14 protein-coding genes are annotated in these 13,441 nt (G+C 64.0%); 6 read left to right on the forward strand and 8 right to left on the reverse strand.

The annotated features are described in order from the left end of the window. Nucleotides 1-81: 81 nt before the first annotated feature. The gene (locus JQ558_RS01990) at nucleotides 82-861 is read right to left on the reverse strand and encodes an enoyl-CoA hydratase (RefSeq protein ID WP_192737398.1); all 780 of its coding nucleotides are present in this window, start codon (nucleotides 859-861) and stop codon (nucleotides 82-84) included. Nucleotides 862-1,004: 143 nt separating this feature from the next. Beyond that, the gene (locus tag JQ558_RS01995; RefSeq protein ID WP_249119640.1) at nucleotides 1,005-1,637 is read right to left on the reverse strand and encodes a hypothetical protein; all 633 of its coding nucleotides are present in this window, start codon (nucleotides 1,635-1,637) and stop codon (nucleotides 1,005-1,007) included. Between the two features lie 307 nt (nucleotides 1,638-1,944). Here JQ558_RS01995 and JQ558_RS02000 point away from each other — a divergent pair, with 307 nt between their 5' ends. Together JQ558_RS02000 and JQ558_RS02005 are read left to right on the forward strand one after the other, a co-directional pair. Continuing rightward, nucleotides 1,945-2,490, forward strand: a complete 546-nt coding sequence (locus JQ558_RS02000) for a sigma-70 family RNA polymerase sigma factor (RefSeq protein WP_212205301.1) — start codon at nucleotides 1,945-1,947, stop codon at nucleotides 2,488-2,490. 2 nt (nucleotides 2,491-2,492) lie between these two features. Then, nucleotides 2,493-3,131: an NrsF family protein gene (locus JQ558_RS02005; RefSeq protein WP_212205310.1), complete on the forward strand. Its 639-nt coding sequence runs from the start codon at nucleotides 2,493-2,495 to the stop codon at nucleotides 3,129-3,131. A gap of 79 nt (nucleotides 3,132-3,210) precedes the next feature. Here the strand turns inward: JQ558_RS02005 and JQ558_RS02010 are convergent, their stop codons facing one another. Then, nucleotides 3,211-4,317 (reverse strand): DUF2336 domain-containing protein, encoded by a 1,107-nt coding sequence (locus JQ558_RS02010; RefSeq protein WP_212292688.1) that lies wholly within the window; start codon nucleotides 4,315-4,317, stop codon nucleotides 3,211-3,213. A 68-nt stretch (nucleotides 4,318-4,385) separates the two neighbouring features. After that, nucleotides 4,386-5,528 carry a GGDEF domain-containing protein gene (locus tag JQ558_RS02015; RefSeq protein ID WP_212292689.1) on the reverse strand — a complete coding sequence of 381 codons (1,143 nt, stop codon included), beginning with the start codon at nucleotides 5,526-5,528 and terminating at the stop codon, nucleotides 4,386-4,388. A 419-nt stretch (nucleotides 5,529-5,947) separates the two neighbouring features. Between JQ558_RS02015 and JQ558_RS02020 the strand changes: the two genes are divergently transcribed. From JQ558_RS02020 to JQ558_RS02030, 3 genes are read left to right on the forward strand one after another with little or no spacing between them, the layout of a single operon-like run. Further along, complete coding sequence (locus tag JQ558_RS02020) at nucleotides 5,948-6,517, forward strand: sigma-70 family RNA polymerase sigma factor (RefSeq protein WP_212205314.1); 570 nt, start codon at nucleotides 5,948-5,950, stop codon at nucleotides 6,515-6,517. Continuing rightward, entirely contained in the window at nucleotides 6,514-7,221 is a 708-nt protein-coding gene (locus JQ558_RS02025) for a hypothetical protein (protein WP_212205316.1), read from the forward strand. Before JQ558_RS02020 ends, JQ558_RS02025 begins: the two co-directional genes overlap by 4 nt. A 31-nt stretch (nucleotides 7,222-7,252) precedes the next feature. Then, nucleotides 7,253-9,121 (forward strand): S8 family serine peptidase, encoded by a 1,869-nt coding sequence (locus JQ558_RS02030; RefSeq protein WP_409410480.1) that lies wholly within the window; start codon nucleotides 7,253-7,255, stop codon nucleotides 9,119-9,121. Here JQ558_RS02030 and JQ558_RS02035 read toward each other — a convergent pair. Continuing rightward, entirely contained in the window at nucleotides 9,111-9,446 is a 336-nt protein-coding gene (locus JQ558_RS02035) for a hypothetical protein (RefSeq protein ID WP_212205318.1), read from the reverse strand. The genes JQ558_RS02030 and JQ558_RS02035 overlap by 11 nt on opposite strands. A gap of 139 nt (nucleotides 9,447-9,585) precedes the next feature. Between JQ558_RS02035 and JQ558_RS02040 the strand changes: the two genes are divergently transcribed. Beyond that, nucleotides 9,586-10,080 carry a TIGR03809 family protein gene (locus tag JQ558_RS02040; protein ID WP_212292690.1) on the forward strand — a complete coding sequence of 165 codons (495 nt, stop codon included), beginning with the start codon at nucleotides 9,586-9,588 and terminating at the stop codon, nucleotides 10,078-10,080. Nucleotides 10,081-10,167: 87 nt separating this feature from the next. Here the strand turns inward: JQ558_RS02040 and JQ558_RS02045 are convergent, their stop codons facing one another. From JQ558_RS02045 to meaB, 3 genes are all read right to left on the reverse strand, one after another. Next, complete coding sequence (locus JQ558_RS02045; RefSeq protein WP_212292691.1) at nucleotides 10,168-11,538, reverse strand: TIGR03808 family TAT-translocated repetitive protein; 1,371 nt, start codon at nucleotides 11,536-11,538, stop codon at nucleotides 10,168-10,170. Nucleotides 11,539-11,765: 227 nt separating this feature from the next. Continuing rightward, nucleotides 11,766-12,419 carry a pyroglutamyl-peptidase I gene (locus tag JQ558_RS02050; RefSeq protein ID WP_212292692.1) on the reverse strand — a complete coding sequence of 218 codons (654 nt, stop codon included), beginning with the start codon at nucleotides 12,417-12,419 and terminating at the stop codon, nucleotides 11,766-11,768. Next, entirely contained in the window at nucleotides 12,416-13,405 is a 990-nt protein-coding gene (gene meaB, locus JQ558_RS02055) for a methylmalonyl Co-A mutase-associated GTPase MeaB (protein ID WP_212292693.1), read from the reverse strand. Before meaB ends, JQ558_RS02050 begins: the two co-directional genes overlap by 4 nt. Between the last annotated feature and the right edge of the window lie 36 nt (nucleotides 13,406-13,441).

Here is a 13,441-nt window from a genome sequence, read left to right on the forward strand (position 1 = left end):
GCTCCAGCCTTCGCAAAACACACAACAGTGGCTATGGGTCCCGGCTCAAGGCCGGGACGACATAGGAGAGACCTCGCGCTCCTATCGGTTCTTGTTCACCGGCTTGCGCTTCTCGATGAACGCGGCCATGCCTTCGGAGCGGTCTTCCAGCGCAAAGGTCGAGTGGAACAGATTGCGCTCGACGTTCATGCCTTCCGACAGCGGCGTCTCGAACGCCCGGTTGATGGCTTCCTTGGCCATCGCGGCGGCCGGGCGCGACATCGAGGCGATTTTTTCCGCCGCTGCCAGCGCTTCGTCCATCAGGCTGGAAGCCGGCACGACGCGGCTGACCAGGCCCGAACGCTCGGCTTCCGCGGCGTCCATCATCCGTCCCGTAAGACAGAGATCCATCGCCTTAGACTTGCCGATCGCGCGCGTCAGCCGTTGGGTCCCGCCGATGCCGGGGATGGTGCCGAGCGTGATTTCCGGCTGGCCGAATTTGGCGGTGTCGGAGGCAATGATGATATCGCACATCATCGCAAGTTCGCAGCCGCCGCCGAGTGCATAGCCGCTGACAGCCGCGATCGTCGGCTTGCGGCAGGTGGCGATGCGGTCGCCACCGATGGCGGCGAAATCGCTGGAGAACATGTCGATGAAGGTTTTTGGCTGCATTTCCTTGATGTCGGCGCCGGCCGCAAAGGCCTTTTCGCTGCCGGTCACCAGTATGCATCCAATCGCGTCGTCGGCTTCGAGGTCGTCGACGGCCGCGGCGATCTCGCGGAACACGCCGAACGACAGCGCGTTGAGCATTTTCGGGCGGTTCAGCGTGATAATGCCAACCGCGCCTTTGCTTTCGACAATGATGTGTTCGAACGTAGCCATGGTTCACCCCGGTGCCTGATTTGGCGGGCAATGTGCCCGCTGGCGGCCAAGGCTTCAAGTAGGCTGGGCTTCAAGTAGGCTGGGCTTCAAGTGGGCTGAAGAGGCGGCCCGGACGCATTTCGCCGCGTCCGGTGCCGAATACCTCACGCCATGAACATGCGCGCCGCCGAGGCCATCGTCAGCAATGCGCCAAAGGCGATGAAGATTTTCCCGATCAACGAGGTCTGATCCCAGGTCGAACTGTCATGGCTGGAAGCCAGAACCGGCGCCGCGGGGGTGGGCTTGGCAGCGGCCATCGCGACGGTCTGCGTGGCCGGGTTCTGCTGCAGGGCGCGATCGACATCATTGAGCTGATCGGATGAGACCACGGCGTCGGTGGTGGACTGCGCTTCCCCCGGCTTGTCGGCTGACGCCAGCAGGATGTGGGCCTTTGCCGTCATCGCCTGGGCGCTGCCGGCGGGGAAATCGGCGGATGCCAGTTGCGCATTGGCGTTGGCGACCGACGCCGGGATCGTGAGCGCGCTGTTGGTCGAGGCGTCGCCGACGTCCTTCCTGGTCTCGGCAGGTTTCGACGCGATCTTGCCCGACCGACGCGTGTAACGTTTCCAGTGGCGGGTGCTCGGCCGGACGGACTTTCCAGACGTCGCGCTATCCGATTTCGACGTCGTAGCCGCGAGGGCCGTATTGGTGGCCGTTATCGGCGTCGGCCCCGCGAAATATACGAAGAGTCCTGTTGCAACAATCAAGGCCGAGCGCCCGCTGGCTTTGACGATCATGTGGCAATCTCCCCATTTGCCCCGCCCCCAAGGCGAAATGAGACCTCGCCCCGTGTCCACAGCGGGGCAAAAAAAGGGAATCTTCGGGCAAGAACGGCAAAAGCAGGGCAGCCGCGTTGCGGCAGCCGGCGCGAGTGCGAGCCGGGCCGATCGATGGTATGAGCCAGCCGGCAAGGAACCGGCTGCCCGATTCCCGAATGAGGATGCGCGAAGAAATACGCTGGGGCATGTCGATCACGACTTCGTGATCTTGACGCCTCGACGTAACAAATTGAAAAAGCGACCGAATTGCAAGGTGGGAGCGCGCGTGCGCGAACGTGAGGACGAATGGACCGGCCTGATGCGGTCGGCCATTTCAGGCGACAGTACGGCGTATCATCGCCTGCTCAAGGCCGTCACGCCGGTGCTCCGGGCCGCGGCGCGCCGCGGGCTCGCGCGTGCAGGGCAACCGGTCGATCAGTCCGAGGATATCGTGCAGGACATTTTGCTGGCGGTGCATTTGAAGCGGCACACCTGGGACGTCAGCGCCCCGTTTGCCCCATGGCTGTTTGCGATCGCCCGCAACAAGCTGATCGACGCGCTGCGGCGCCGGGGGCGGCGGGTGTTCGTCAACATCGAAGATTTCGCCGAGGTGCTCCCGGGCGAGGCCCCGGTTGAGACGGCGTCGGCAGGCGAGGTCGCCGCCCAGTTGGCGTCGCTGCCGGCGCGCCAGCGCGACGTCCTGCAGTCGATCGCCGTCGAGAGTGCGTCGATCAAGGATACCGCGGCCAAACTGGCGATGAGCGAGGGTGCGGTGCGGGTCGCGCTGCATCGGGGGCTTGCCAGCCTGACCGCGAAGTTACGGGAACAATGAGAATGGATACCGATCAGCTCATCAAAACCCTGGCGGCCGACAACGCGCATCGCGCGCGGCCGGTCGGATTTGCGCTGATGCTGGCGCTGCTGGCGGCGGCTCCCGTCTCGCTTTTGATGTTCTTCACCGAGCTTGGCATCCGGCCCGACGTGATGACCGCGATGCGCAATCCATTCTTCGACCTGAAATTCGCGGTGACGCTGGCATTGGCCGCCGCGGCCATCGCCGTCAGCCTGCATCTGTCGCGGCCGGAAGCCTCACTGCGCGGCTTCGGCTGGCTGCTGTTGATTCCGGCCGGGCTTCTGACCGCAGGCATCGGCGGCGAGATGATGATGCCGCAGCGGCTGCCGATGATGACGCGGCTGATGGGCAACAATTCGCGCATGTGCATGACGGCGATCCCGCTGCTGTCATTGCCGATCCTGGCAGGCGCGCTGATTGGCCTGCGTCACGGCGCGCCGGCGCGGCCTGCTGTGGCCGGCGCCATCGCCGGAATGTTGTCGGCGGGATTGGCTGCGACCCTCTACGCGTCGCATTGCACCGATGATTCACCGCTGTTCGTCGCGACCTGGTACACGCTCTCGACCGCGTTGGTCACGGCGATCGGCGCGCTCGCCGGATCGAAACTGCTCAGGTTCTGATTCTTTTGTCGTCCCGTTGTCGTCCCGGCGCCTGATGCCCAATCGCGCACCGGGCTCGGACGACCGCCAACTTTGTGGCTCACTTCGCGGGCGCGTGTTGCTGCATGCGGTGGAAGCGCAGCACCTGCTGGGCGGTCGACGGCCGCAGCCGCTCGTAGGTGTCCTTGCACGCCGCGATGTCGGTCGGCTCCCCGCCCGACAGTTCGTCGCGCATGTTGATGATGGCCCGGACGGTGGACCATGACAGGCTTGCCACCTTCGCAAGGATCATCACGCCTTCGGCGCGGGTTTCGATCATCATGTTCTCGGCGATCGCCACCGGCACGTTGGCCAGCGCTGCGATGGAGGCGTTGGCTTCGTCGAATTTGCCGGCCTCGGCAAATGACGCCACCTGGAATTCGTCGAGCCGGCCGTCCTGGTACAGCGATTTGACCAGCGCGTGGGCAATCTCGGTGTTTCTGGTGAGCGCCGACGGTGCGGAGCGCGCGCGCCGCGTCGCCTCCTTGACGGCGGTCGGCACCTGCGCCGCCATTTGCGGGTTGGCCGCCTCCAGCCGCTGCCGGACCGCGTCCGACGCCTTGGCCAGCAGCTTCAAATACAGATGTCGCGGAATCGTCGGACGCAGGCCGACGCAGGTCGCAAGATTGTCGTCTCCCTCGGCGCGGTTGACCAGCCGCGTGAAGCCGCGCTCGGTGAATTCGGCGCCCGGATTGTTGACGGTGCTCTGGACCACCGCATCATTGCCGCGCTGGACCAGCACGTCGGTGACCGCGCCGCTCAACACTTTTCGTGTCGAGATCGCCATCAAATGCGCCTGGCTTTTGCTGCGCGCATTCTCGATCAGGGTCTCGTCGTCGAGCCGCGCCGATTGCGACAGCACGGGTCCGGCAACCTCGATCACGTCGTCGAACGCCAATGCCCGGATCGTCAGCGGCGGCGCGGTGTCGACCGGCGCGAGGCGGTTGGCCAGCAATGTCTTGGCTGAGGTCTCGATGTGATCGATCAGGCACTGGAAGACATCGTCGAACAGCCCAACCTGTTCGTCCGAAAAGTCCACCGCGCCGTTGATGAAAAGGTCGGTCACCCGGCGCAAGGTTTCGACCCGGCGGGCGACAGTCCCGTGCGCGAGCGTGGTCTGCAGTTCGTCGAGCAGGCTGATGGGGGCGATAGCGGACTTCGAACTCATATGACTCTATCCTGGAGCAAAAGCCCGGCGATGGATTCTCCGTCGCCGGAACAACTGAAATGGCCGGTTCAGGCGCTGGCGATGCGGTTGCGTCCCTGTGCCTTGGCTGCGTAAAGCGCGCTGTCGGCGCGGGCGAGAAACAGGTCCGGGGTTTCCTCCGGCTTCAGCGTCGCGACGCCTCCGGAAATGGTCACGCTCATGTCGGGCGAGAATGCGCTCCAGTCGAGCCCCGCAATGATCCCGCGCAGCCGGTCGAGTGCACGCACGGCATTGTCGGTGCTCATGCCGGGCAGCACCAGCAGGAATTCCTCGCCGCCGTAGCGGCCAAAGCGGTCGATGCCACGGATGTTGGCGAACATGGTGATGGCGAAAGTCCGCAGCACCTCGTCGCCGGTCGGATGACCAAAGGCGTCGTTGATGCGCTTGAACCAGTCGAGATCGATCAATGCGATCGAGCAGGGTGCGTCATTGCGGCCGGCGCGGGCGATCTCTTCATCCAGCATCCGCATGATGCAGCGGCGGTTATACGATCCCGTGAGTTCGTCGAGTTCGGCGAGCTCCTCGATCCGTTTGTAGGCTTCCTTGAGTTTCAGCCCGCTCTGATACAGCGATTGCTTCAGCGAGCTGGAGAAGATGCCTAAGAACATGCAGCGTCCGATGGTCAGGACGAACACCAGCAAGGTGGCAAAGCGCTCGAGGTGACTGCCATGCGGCATCGAGATCGGCTTGTCGGTCAACAGGAACAGCCCGGCGAGGCCGATCGTCATCGCCGTCCAGATCATCATGGTCTGCGCAGGGATCGAGCGCAGCGAACTGAAGCTGAACACGATGAACAGGGTGCAGAGGAACATGCCGCCGACTTCGGGCGCCAGATAGGTGAACGCCAGGGCAATCAGCATGCAGATGGTCGCCTGCGGGGCGACCAGATAATGATCCTTGAAGCGCTCGTTGAACCCGAATTCCGAAAGGATGAGGCTGAAAATCACCAGGGTCAGGCCGGAAGCGGCATAGGCCGGGGCGATCATGAGGGGCGTCGAACCGGCTTGCGCATACAGCAGCAAGACCCCGGCGTCGATGATGTAGCTGGCCCCGATCATGATCAGGATCTGGCGACGCTGCTTGGCGCGCCGGGCAAGCGCCTTCGCCGCCGGCTGGGGACCGACGCCATCCAGATCGGCCGGATTCACGAATGAGGAGGCCGCGGTGCCCATGGACTCGCCGTTGATGGAACTCGGCAAAAATCTAAGTGGGAAAGCCTTTAGGTTTGGTATCTTTTGGAACCGAATCTGGTCCGTTAAAACACCTCCATTGTCCTGTTTCGCAACGGAAATTTGGCGGATTCGGGCGGCCGCGACCGTTGCGTGGCAGCTCAACTTGTACGCAGATGCTGCCTTGCGGACCGAGCCTTGGTAAGGTCGCAACGGGTGGTGCAACCTCTAGGAAAGCAATTCCGTATTATGGTACCAATTCCGGGCCTTCGTTCGTTCTCGTCGGCATCATCTCGGTCGTCCGGCGATCCTCTGTGGGGTAGATCACACATGCAGTCCGGTCATTGCCGTAATGTGAAGAATCTTGCCTCGGCCATCGAACCCTCCGCCATCTCCCCCCGACCAACCTTGCGAGACGGCAATTGAGTGCGGCACAGGCGGCTTCAGACGAAATTCTGATCGCTCGGATCGCTCAAGGCGACCGGCTCGCCATGCAGGTGCTTTACGGAAGGCACCATGTCAGGGTGTTCCGTTTCGGGCTTCGGCTCGTCAGGGACGAACAGGTTGCGGAAGACCTCATCAGTGAGGTGTTTCTCGATGTGTGGCGCCAGGCTGGCAAGTTCGAAGGCCGATCCGCTGTTACCACCTGGCTGCTGGCGATTACGCGGTTCAAGGCCCTGTCGGCACTTAGGCGCCGGAAGGATGTTGGACTGGACGATGAGACCGCGAACGCGATCGAGGATACGTCCGATGATCCGGAAGTGGTGGTTCAGAAGAAAGATACCAGTGATGCGTTGCGCAAGTGCCTGACATCACTTTCGCCTGAGCATCGGGAGATCGTCGATCTCGTCTACTACCACGAGAAGTCCGTGGAAGAGGTGGCCGAAATCGTCGGAATTCCGGAAAACACCGTCAAGACGCGTCTGTTTTATGCGCGCAAGAAATTGGCCGAACTGCTCAAGGCAGCCGGCATTGAGCGAGGTTGGCCATGATGGCGATGAGCAAGAAAATGCTGGATCAAGAGCCCGGCGAAATCGAGATGCTGCTGCCATTCCATGCGGCCGGCACGTTGAACGCGCGCGATGCGCGTCGCGTCGATGAGGCGCTCGCCGGCGATCCCGACCTGGCCCGGCAATATGCCGTGATCCAGGAAGAATATGCCGAGACCATTCATCTCAACGAAAGCCTGGGTGCGCCGTCCGCGCGCGCCATGCAGAAGCTGTTCGCGGCGATCGACGGCGAGCCCGAGCGCAAGCCGTCGGTGTCGATCAATCTCTCGACGCGGATCGCGGAATTCTTCACAAAGCTTTCGCCGCGGACGCTGGCCTGGTCGGCGAGCCTCGGCGCTGTTGCGCTGCTGTTGCAGGCCGGGGTGATCGGCGCGGTGCTGATGAAGAACCAGACTGCTTCCTTTCAAACGGCTTCGCTGAGCCTGAATCAGACGGCGGCGCCCCTTACCCGCGAACTTGGTGCCGCGGTGCCACCGCGCGCGCTGGTGCGGTTTAACCCTGACGCGCGCATCGCCGACATCAACGCGCTCCTGGACAATTATCAGGCTTCGATCGTCGATGGCGCCAAGGGCGGCATGTTCCGGCTGCAGTTCGGCAACCGTGCGCTGGGCAAGGATGAAGTCACGAACCTGATGAACAAGTTGCAAGGTGAGAAGATCGTCAATCTTGCGGTGCCGACGCCGTAAGGCGTCGGTCGCCTGACCAAGCCGAGGTCCCATGGTCGATGCTCGCGTGAATTGGCGGATAAGGGCGCAGCGCGCGGCATGGGCTTTGTCGGCGATGGCGCTGCCGCTTGTGCTGTTCGGCGGTTCGGTCGCCGACGCGCAAGCCATCATGCGCACGCCGAGCCTGAACGTTAGTTCCCGGGTGCCGACAATCAATCCGTCCGCAACGACCAGAATCAACCCAACCGTCGGGGCGCGGGTCAATCCGGTCATCACGGGCCGTCCTGTCATCACGAACCGGCCGGCTATCACGAACCGCCCCGTCATTGTGAACCGGCCTGTCGTCACGACCCGGCCCGGTCCCGGGGTCATCGCGCGCGTTCCGCCGACCACGCACGGCGGAGGCGGAGGTGGGACGTTGGTAGGGCGGACACCGAACGGGCGTCCCGAGATTTCCCGTGTCGGTGTGGATCCGACGCTTCCGCTGCGTTTTTCACCCAACCTCTATCCGGTCTGCCAGTACGCCAATCGCGGTCCTGACGGCGAATGCTTCGACCGCCCGGTCCTTTCGGTCGATGGCGGCGGCAGCGGCGGCTCGGCCAAGAAGGGCAATAACGGTCCGCGCAACAACGCGCCGCCGCAGGCGGCCGCGATCGACACGCGCGCGATCCCGAACGAACTGGTGGCCGAGATCGACAGTGCGCTATCGCCGGCGCAGGCCGACGAACTGGCCCGGCGTCACGGCCTCGAGCGGCTCTCCTCGCAGGAATTCCCGCTGATCGGCGGCACCATCGGCCTGTTCCGGATCATCGATCAGCGCCCGGTGGACGTCGTCCGCCGTGAGTTCGCCGCTGACAGCGCCGGCGGCGTGAAGTCGGTGCAGCTCAATTTCCGCTATATGCTGCAGGATCAGAAGCGCTCGATGAGCGAGGGCGACGCCGCGCAATACGCGGTCGCCCAGCTTCGGTTGCCACAGGCGCACAAGCTGGTCCGCGGCATGAACGTCACCATTGCGGTGATCGATTCAGGCGTTGACGTCAAACATCCCGAACTCGTCAATTCGGTTGCCGACAGTTTCGATGCGCTCGGCAGCAAGGAAGGCCCGCACGTCCACGGTACCGGCATTGCGGGCGCGATCGTGGCGCATGGCAAGCTGATGGGAAGCGCGCCGGAGGCGCGGCTATTGGCGATCCGTGCGTTCGGCAGCGGCGCAAATGGTGCTGAGAGCACCTCCTATGTGATCCTCAAGGGGCTGGACTATGCGGCCGAGCACGGTGCGCAGATCATCAACATGAGTTTTGCAGGACCGAAGGATCCCTTGATCGAGCGCGGCGTTGCCGCGACCGCTTCCAGGGGGATCCTGATGGTGGCCGCCGCCGGCAATGCCGGAGCCAAATCGCCGGCGCTCTATCCCGCCGCCAATCCGAACGTCATTGCGGTGAGCGGAACCGACTCGCAGGCAAAGCTGTTTGCGGCATCGAACCGCGGTGTCCATATCGCCATCGCAGCGCCCGGCGCGGATATCTTCCTGCCGGCGCCGGACGATAAATACCAGATCACCTCGGGTACCTCGTTTTCCGCCGCCTTTGTCAGCGGCGTTGCCGCCCTGATGCTGGAGCGCAATCCTGCGTTGAAGCCGAACGATCTGCGCGCGATCCTGACGAAGACCGCCCGCGACCTTGGCGCGCCCGGCCGTGACGATATGTTCGGGGCGGGCGAGGTCGATGCTTTCGCTGCCGTCACCGCCTCGACGGCCGCGCCTGCGGTACCGCTCGCTGCGGTTTCGGAGGCGCCGGGATCTCAGAAGGCGCCGGCTCCCGCCGATAACGCTTCCGTGAGCAGAGCGATGAACGGCTCGGCGCCGTCGATGGCGTCCGAGAAATCGGCCGCAAACACCGTTAATCGCCCCGCTACGCGGTGATTTCGGCCGGCTCGCCCGAATAAAAAGTTAAAAAAATCGATCGGCCTTTTGAACGTCCCGCAAAGCTGCTGCGACTAATGAATGTGGGAGCGGTTATCCCTCCCCATCGGCTGTATTCGGCGCGAGCGCCCATCCACCCCAAGCGCCCATATGGCTTGACCCGTCCGGTTGTCCCCCCGGACGGGTCTTTTCTTTTCAGCACCCCGTTTCTGAGCGAGAGCTCATCGACCCGCGTTGCCGTCCGTGAAATCACCGCGAGTCCACGCAATGCGGCCATGCCGTTGAACGGCTTGACGGTCGATAGCGCGAGTAACCCTGCATTCATGCGGGTTTCTTGCACCGGGGTGTGTCCCGTAATGTCACGTACTGGACAATCAAGAAGTTTTCCACAGAATATCCCCACCACGTCCAGTTGATTCGCCTCTGTTGCGTCTGCGTCCGTTCTTCTCCTTACGGGCAGGTTTATGACACATCATGCAGACGTGGCACGGGGCCGCGATATCGTTGCGCGCTGGTGCAATCTTGCGGAGCAGCGGCTGGATTACCTCACCGAACTGTTCGAGACCGGGCGCTGGCGGCGCTTTCATACCGAAGACGCCTTTCTCGAAAATATCCGGGAAGCCAAGGAAGCGGTCGAACTCTGGCGCAAACTGGAGACGCGCGAGGCCTCGCTCGATAACACCGCCGTCGATTTGTCCTGGCTCGGACGTCGCCACTCGACTGAACACAGGTTGCTGCGCGATCGGCTTCCGCCGGCGCCGCGGCCGATGCAAGTCGCAGCCGAATTGCCACCCCGCGATGTCCCGGGCGATGTCCTGGTCGCGCTGGAAAGCGTGCTTGCCGATTCCGCCGAAGCGCCCTCGGTGCCCGACGCGCCGGCGTTGGACGATCTCTCACCCCCGACGCTGGATCTTGACGCGATCAGGGATCGCTACCCGCTGCTGCGCAACGCGCTGTAGCGACATAGCGTTTTCAAGCGAAAGCCTGCCCCGGACTTGATCCGGGGTGGATACCGGTTCGCGTCAAGAAAACGCGTCAAACAAAGACTACCTGCGCACCGCATTGGTCCCGATCACCACCTGGGCGTAACGCTGGGCGCCTTCGGCGGACAGGTCGGTCGTGATGGCGCGGGCGTGGTCGAGGCCGACCACGGCGCCGCGCGGGGTTTCCGAAATCATGTTGTTGTTGACTAGCGCCGTGCCGGCGCCCGGCACGACCGAGACGCCGACCCCGACAAAGGCCTTGCGGATCACATTGCCCGTGATGGCGACATCGCGCAGATATTTGCCCCAGCCGGCGATGATCCCGAAGGAGGGGGCGTTCTCGATCACATTGCCGGTCACGGAACTGTCCGCCTCGACATAAATGCCGATGCCCGCGTCATCGTCCGGAATGGTGCCGACCGGCCGCTTCGGCAACAGATTGCGGATGACGTTGCCCTGGACGACCGCGATGCGGCCGCCCTCGTTGAAATTGCAGACGGAGACGCCGACGGCGGCGCCGTCGACGGTGTTGTTGGCGATCACAGCACCTTCGAACGAGAATTCCGAATACAGCGCGACCTCGCGGACATCGCTGACGCTGTTATCCGTGATGTGGATGTTGGACGCCGAATTGCCGCGCACCGCCGAATAGTCGCAATTGCGGATGCGGTTGCCGCGCACGATCACGTTGCCGGCGCGGAAGGCGTTGATGGCGTTGCCGTACTGGCCGGAACCGCCGGGCCCGGCCTTGATGTCCTCGATACGGTTGTCCAGGACCAGCGTGCCGTCATCGCCGATCGCCGTCCGCAGGATCTCGATGCCGTTGTCGTTGGTGTCGATGATGGTGTTGCGCGAGACGATCAGGCCCTTTGCATCAAACGACACCACCGCCGTGGTCGCGATCCTGGTGAAGATGTTGCCGCTGATGTCGCCCGAGACCTGCTCGAGCCAGATGCCGTTGCCGCCGCTGGCGGTGATTTCGCAATCGGTGATGCGGACATCGCGACCGCCCGCGCAATGGACAAGGCCACGCCGCGTCGGCAGCGGAATGGCACCGCCGTCGAACGTGATGCCTGATAGCCCGATGCCGCCGGCGCCCTCGCTCTGCAGCATCGATGCGCCGCCACTGAAGACAAGTTTGGTCGCGCCGCGCACGCCGACCAGTTGCGAGCCGTTTTGCAGACGGAGCAGGCCGGTGCGGTAGACGCCCGGCGGCAGCGACAGCGGCACCTGCGCCCGCGCGGCTTCATCGATCGCGCGCTGCAATACCTTGGTTTGATCCTCGGGACTGCCGGGACGCACGCCATATTGCGTGGCGTCGCGCCCGAACGTCGAGGCCGGCGGCGCCGCGCGCGCAGCGTCCGGCGACATCGCCAACGCGCCGGCAATGCCGGCGGCGGAAACGCCCATGAACTGGCGGCGTTTTGCGTCCATGATTCGATATCCTCGCGCAATGCAGGTCATGGCATTCGCAGGCCAAAGCTAGCGCGAAAATGGGCCGGCGCATGATGAACGCGAGGGCGGAACAGGGCCATTGTTGGGGGTAGGGTTAATCCTGGGTAGATCAGTCGTAGGCCGTAGGGCGGGCAAAGGCGCGCCAGCGCCGTGCCCACCATTTCTTACGCGAAACGAATGGTAGGCACGCTTACGCTTTGCCCGCCCTACGAATTCAGCACTGCCTGTCGCGCCAGCACCACCATCTCCAGCAGCATCGCCTCGCCCGCATCGACCAGTTCATCGAGCGTGATGCGTGCGTTGCCCTTGCGCCGCAATGCGCCGCCGCGTGCGAGCGGCGGAATATGCACGAACGACGCCAGGCGGAGATAGTCGTTGGTGGCGGCGGCCTCGATCGCGCGCCAGCTCAGATAGTTGCAAAGATAACTCCCGGCATCGCGCGACGGCCGTGCGTCGATGCCGGTCGCCTGCGCGGCGTGCAGCAGCCGCAGCGTATGCGGGCCGAACCGCATCGCATCCGGGCCGAGCCCAATCGATCCCTTGCGGACGCGGGTTTGCGCCGCATCGGGCCACAGCAACGTGACGGCGTTGCGCGCGCGGGTCTCGATCCTGACATGCTTGGTGCGGCCCGCGAGGCCAAACATCAGTATTGCCTGCGGCCGGTGTTTTGCGAGCGCTTGCGGCAATTCGAGATCGACCGCCTTGTAGGTCACGGGAAAGATGTGACTCGATACTTCCACGTCGGCGAAGGCCGGACGGCGCAGCCGCAACAGCCGCTCGACCAGCGCCTGCGTTGGATTATACGGCGCGCCCGGAAACGGACCGAAGCCGGTGACGAGAATGCGAAGCCTGTCGTTCACCGCAGCATCTCCGCGATCTGTTCGGCCGCAAGCGCCGGCGTGATGCGCCCGTCGGCGACCTCCGCCTCGGTCTTTTTCACCCGGGCGCGAATCGCGGGGTCGGCGCGCAGCCGCGCCATCATCCGTTGCTCCAGCATCGACCACATCCATTTCACCTGCTGCTCGCGCCGCCGGCCTGCGAATTCGCCCGAGGCATTCATGGCGGTGCGGTGATCGAGGATCTTCTGCCACAGCGTGTCCATGCCGGTGCCGGTCAGCGCCGAATAGGTCAGCACCGGCGGATGCCAGTGCTCCGAACGGGGCGTTAGAATATGCAGCGCGCCGCGATATTCTGCGGCGGCGAGATTGGCGCGCTTGATATTGTCGCCATCGGCCTTGTTGACCGCGATCATGTCGGCGAGTTCGACCAGGCCCTTCTTGATGCCCTGCAATTCGTCGCCGGCGCCGGGCAGCATCAGCGCCAGGAAGAAGTCGGTCATGTCGCAGACCGCGGTCTCGGACTGGCCGATGCCGACCGTCTCCACCAGCACCACGTCAAAGCCGGCCGCTTCGCACAACAACATCGCCTCGCGGGTTTTCGCGGCGACCCCGCCGAGCGTGCCTGACGCAGGCGAGGGCCGGATGAAGGCGTCGTCGGAGGCGGACAATCGCGCCATCCGCGTCTTGTCGCCGAGAATGGAGCCGCCGGTCCGCGCCGAGGACGGGTCCACCGCCAGCACCGCGACCTTGTGGCCGCCCTCGATCAGAAACATGCCGAGCGCATCGATGGTAGTTGACTTGCCGACCCCAGGGGAACCGGTGATGCCGACCCGCACCGCCTTGCCGGTGTCGGGCAGCAGCGCCTGCACCAGATCGCGCGCGGCGGCTTGATGGTCGGCGCGGCGGCTCTCGATCAGGGTGATCGCGCGCGCCAGCGCGGCGCGGCTGCCGGCACGCAGGTCCGTGGCGAGCTTGTCGATATCGGGGGGAGCAATCGGCCGGTTCATGCCTTGGTTTACAACGGCTGCGCGGTGCAGGCGAGG

The organism is Bradyrhizobium sp. AUGA SZCCT0160, assembly GCF_018130105.1.
Taxonomy (GTDB): domain Bacteria; phylum Pseudomonadota; class Alphaproteobacteria; order Rhizobiales; family Xanthobacteraceae; genus Bradyrhizobium.

Coding starts and splice junctions, on each gene's coding strand:
- JQ558_RS02035 (WP_212205318.1), bottom strand. CDS start 9,446: ATGAATGCAGGGTTACTCGCGCTATCGACCGTCAAGCCGTTCAACGGC.
- JQ558_RS02030 (WP_409410480.1), top strand. CDS start 7,253: ATGGTCGATGCTCGCGTGAATTGGCGGATAAGGGCGCAGCGCGCGGCA.
- JQ558_RS01990 (WP_192737398.1), bottom strand. CDS start 861: ATGGCTACGTTCGAACACATCATTGTCGAAAGCAAAGGCGCGGTTGGC.
- JQ558_RS01995 (WP_249119640.1), bottom strand. CDS start 1,637: ATGATCGTCAAAGCCAGCGGGCGCTCGGCCTTGATTGTTGCAACAGGA.
- meaB (WP_212292693.1), bottom strand. CDS start 13,405: ATGAACCGGCCGATTGCTCCCCCCGATATCGACAAGCTCGCCACGGAC.
- JQ558_RS02010 (WP_212292688.1), bottom strand. CDS start 4,317: ATGAGTTCGAAGTCCGCTATCGCCCCCATCAGCCTGCTCGACGAACTG.
- JQ558_RS02005 (WP_212205310.1), top strand. CDS start 2,493: ATGGATACCGATCAGCTCATCAAAACCCTGGCGGCCGACAACGCGCAT.
- JQ558_RS02015 (WP_212292689.1), bottom strand. CDS start 5,528: ATGGGCACCGCGGCCTCCTCATTCGTGAATCCGGCCGATCTGGATGGC.
- JQ558_RS02025 (WP_212205316.1), top strand. CDS start 6,514: ATGATGGCGATGAGCAAGAAAATGCTGGATCAAGAGCCCGGCGAAATC.
- JQ558_RS02045 (WP_212292691.1), bottom strand. CDS start 11,538: ATGGACGCAAAACGCCGCCAGTTCATGGGCGTTTCCGCCGCCGGCATT.
- JQ558_RS02040 (WP_212292690.1), top strand. CDS start 9,586: ATGACACATCATGCAGACGTGGCACGGGGCCGCGATATCGTTGCGCGC.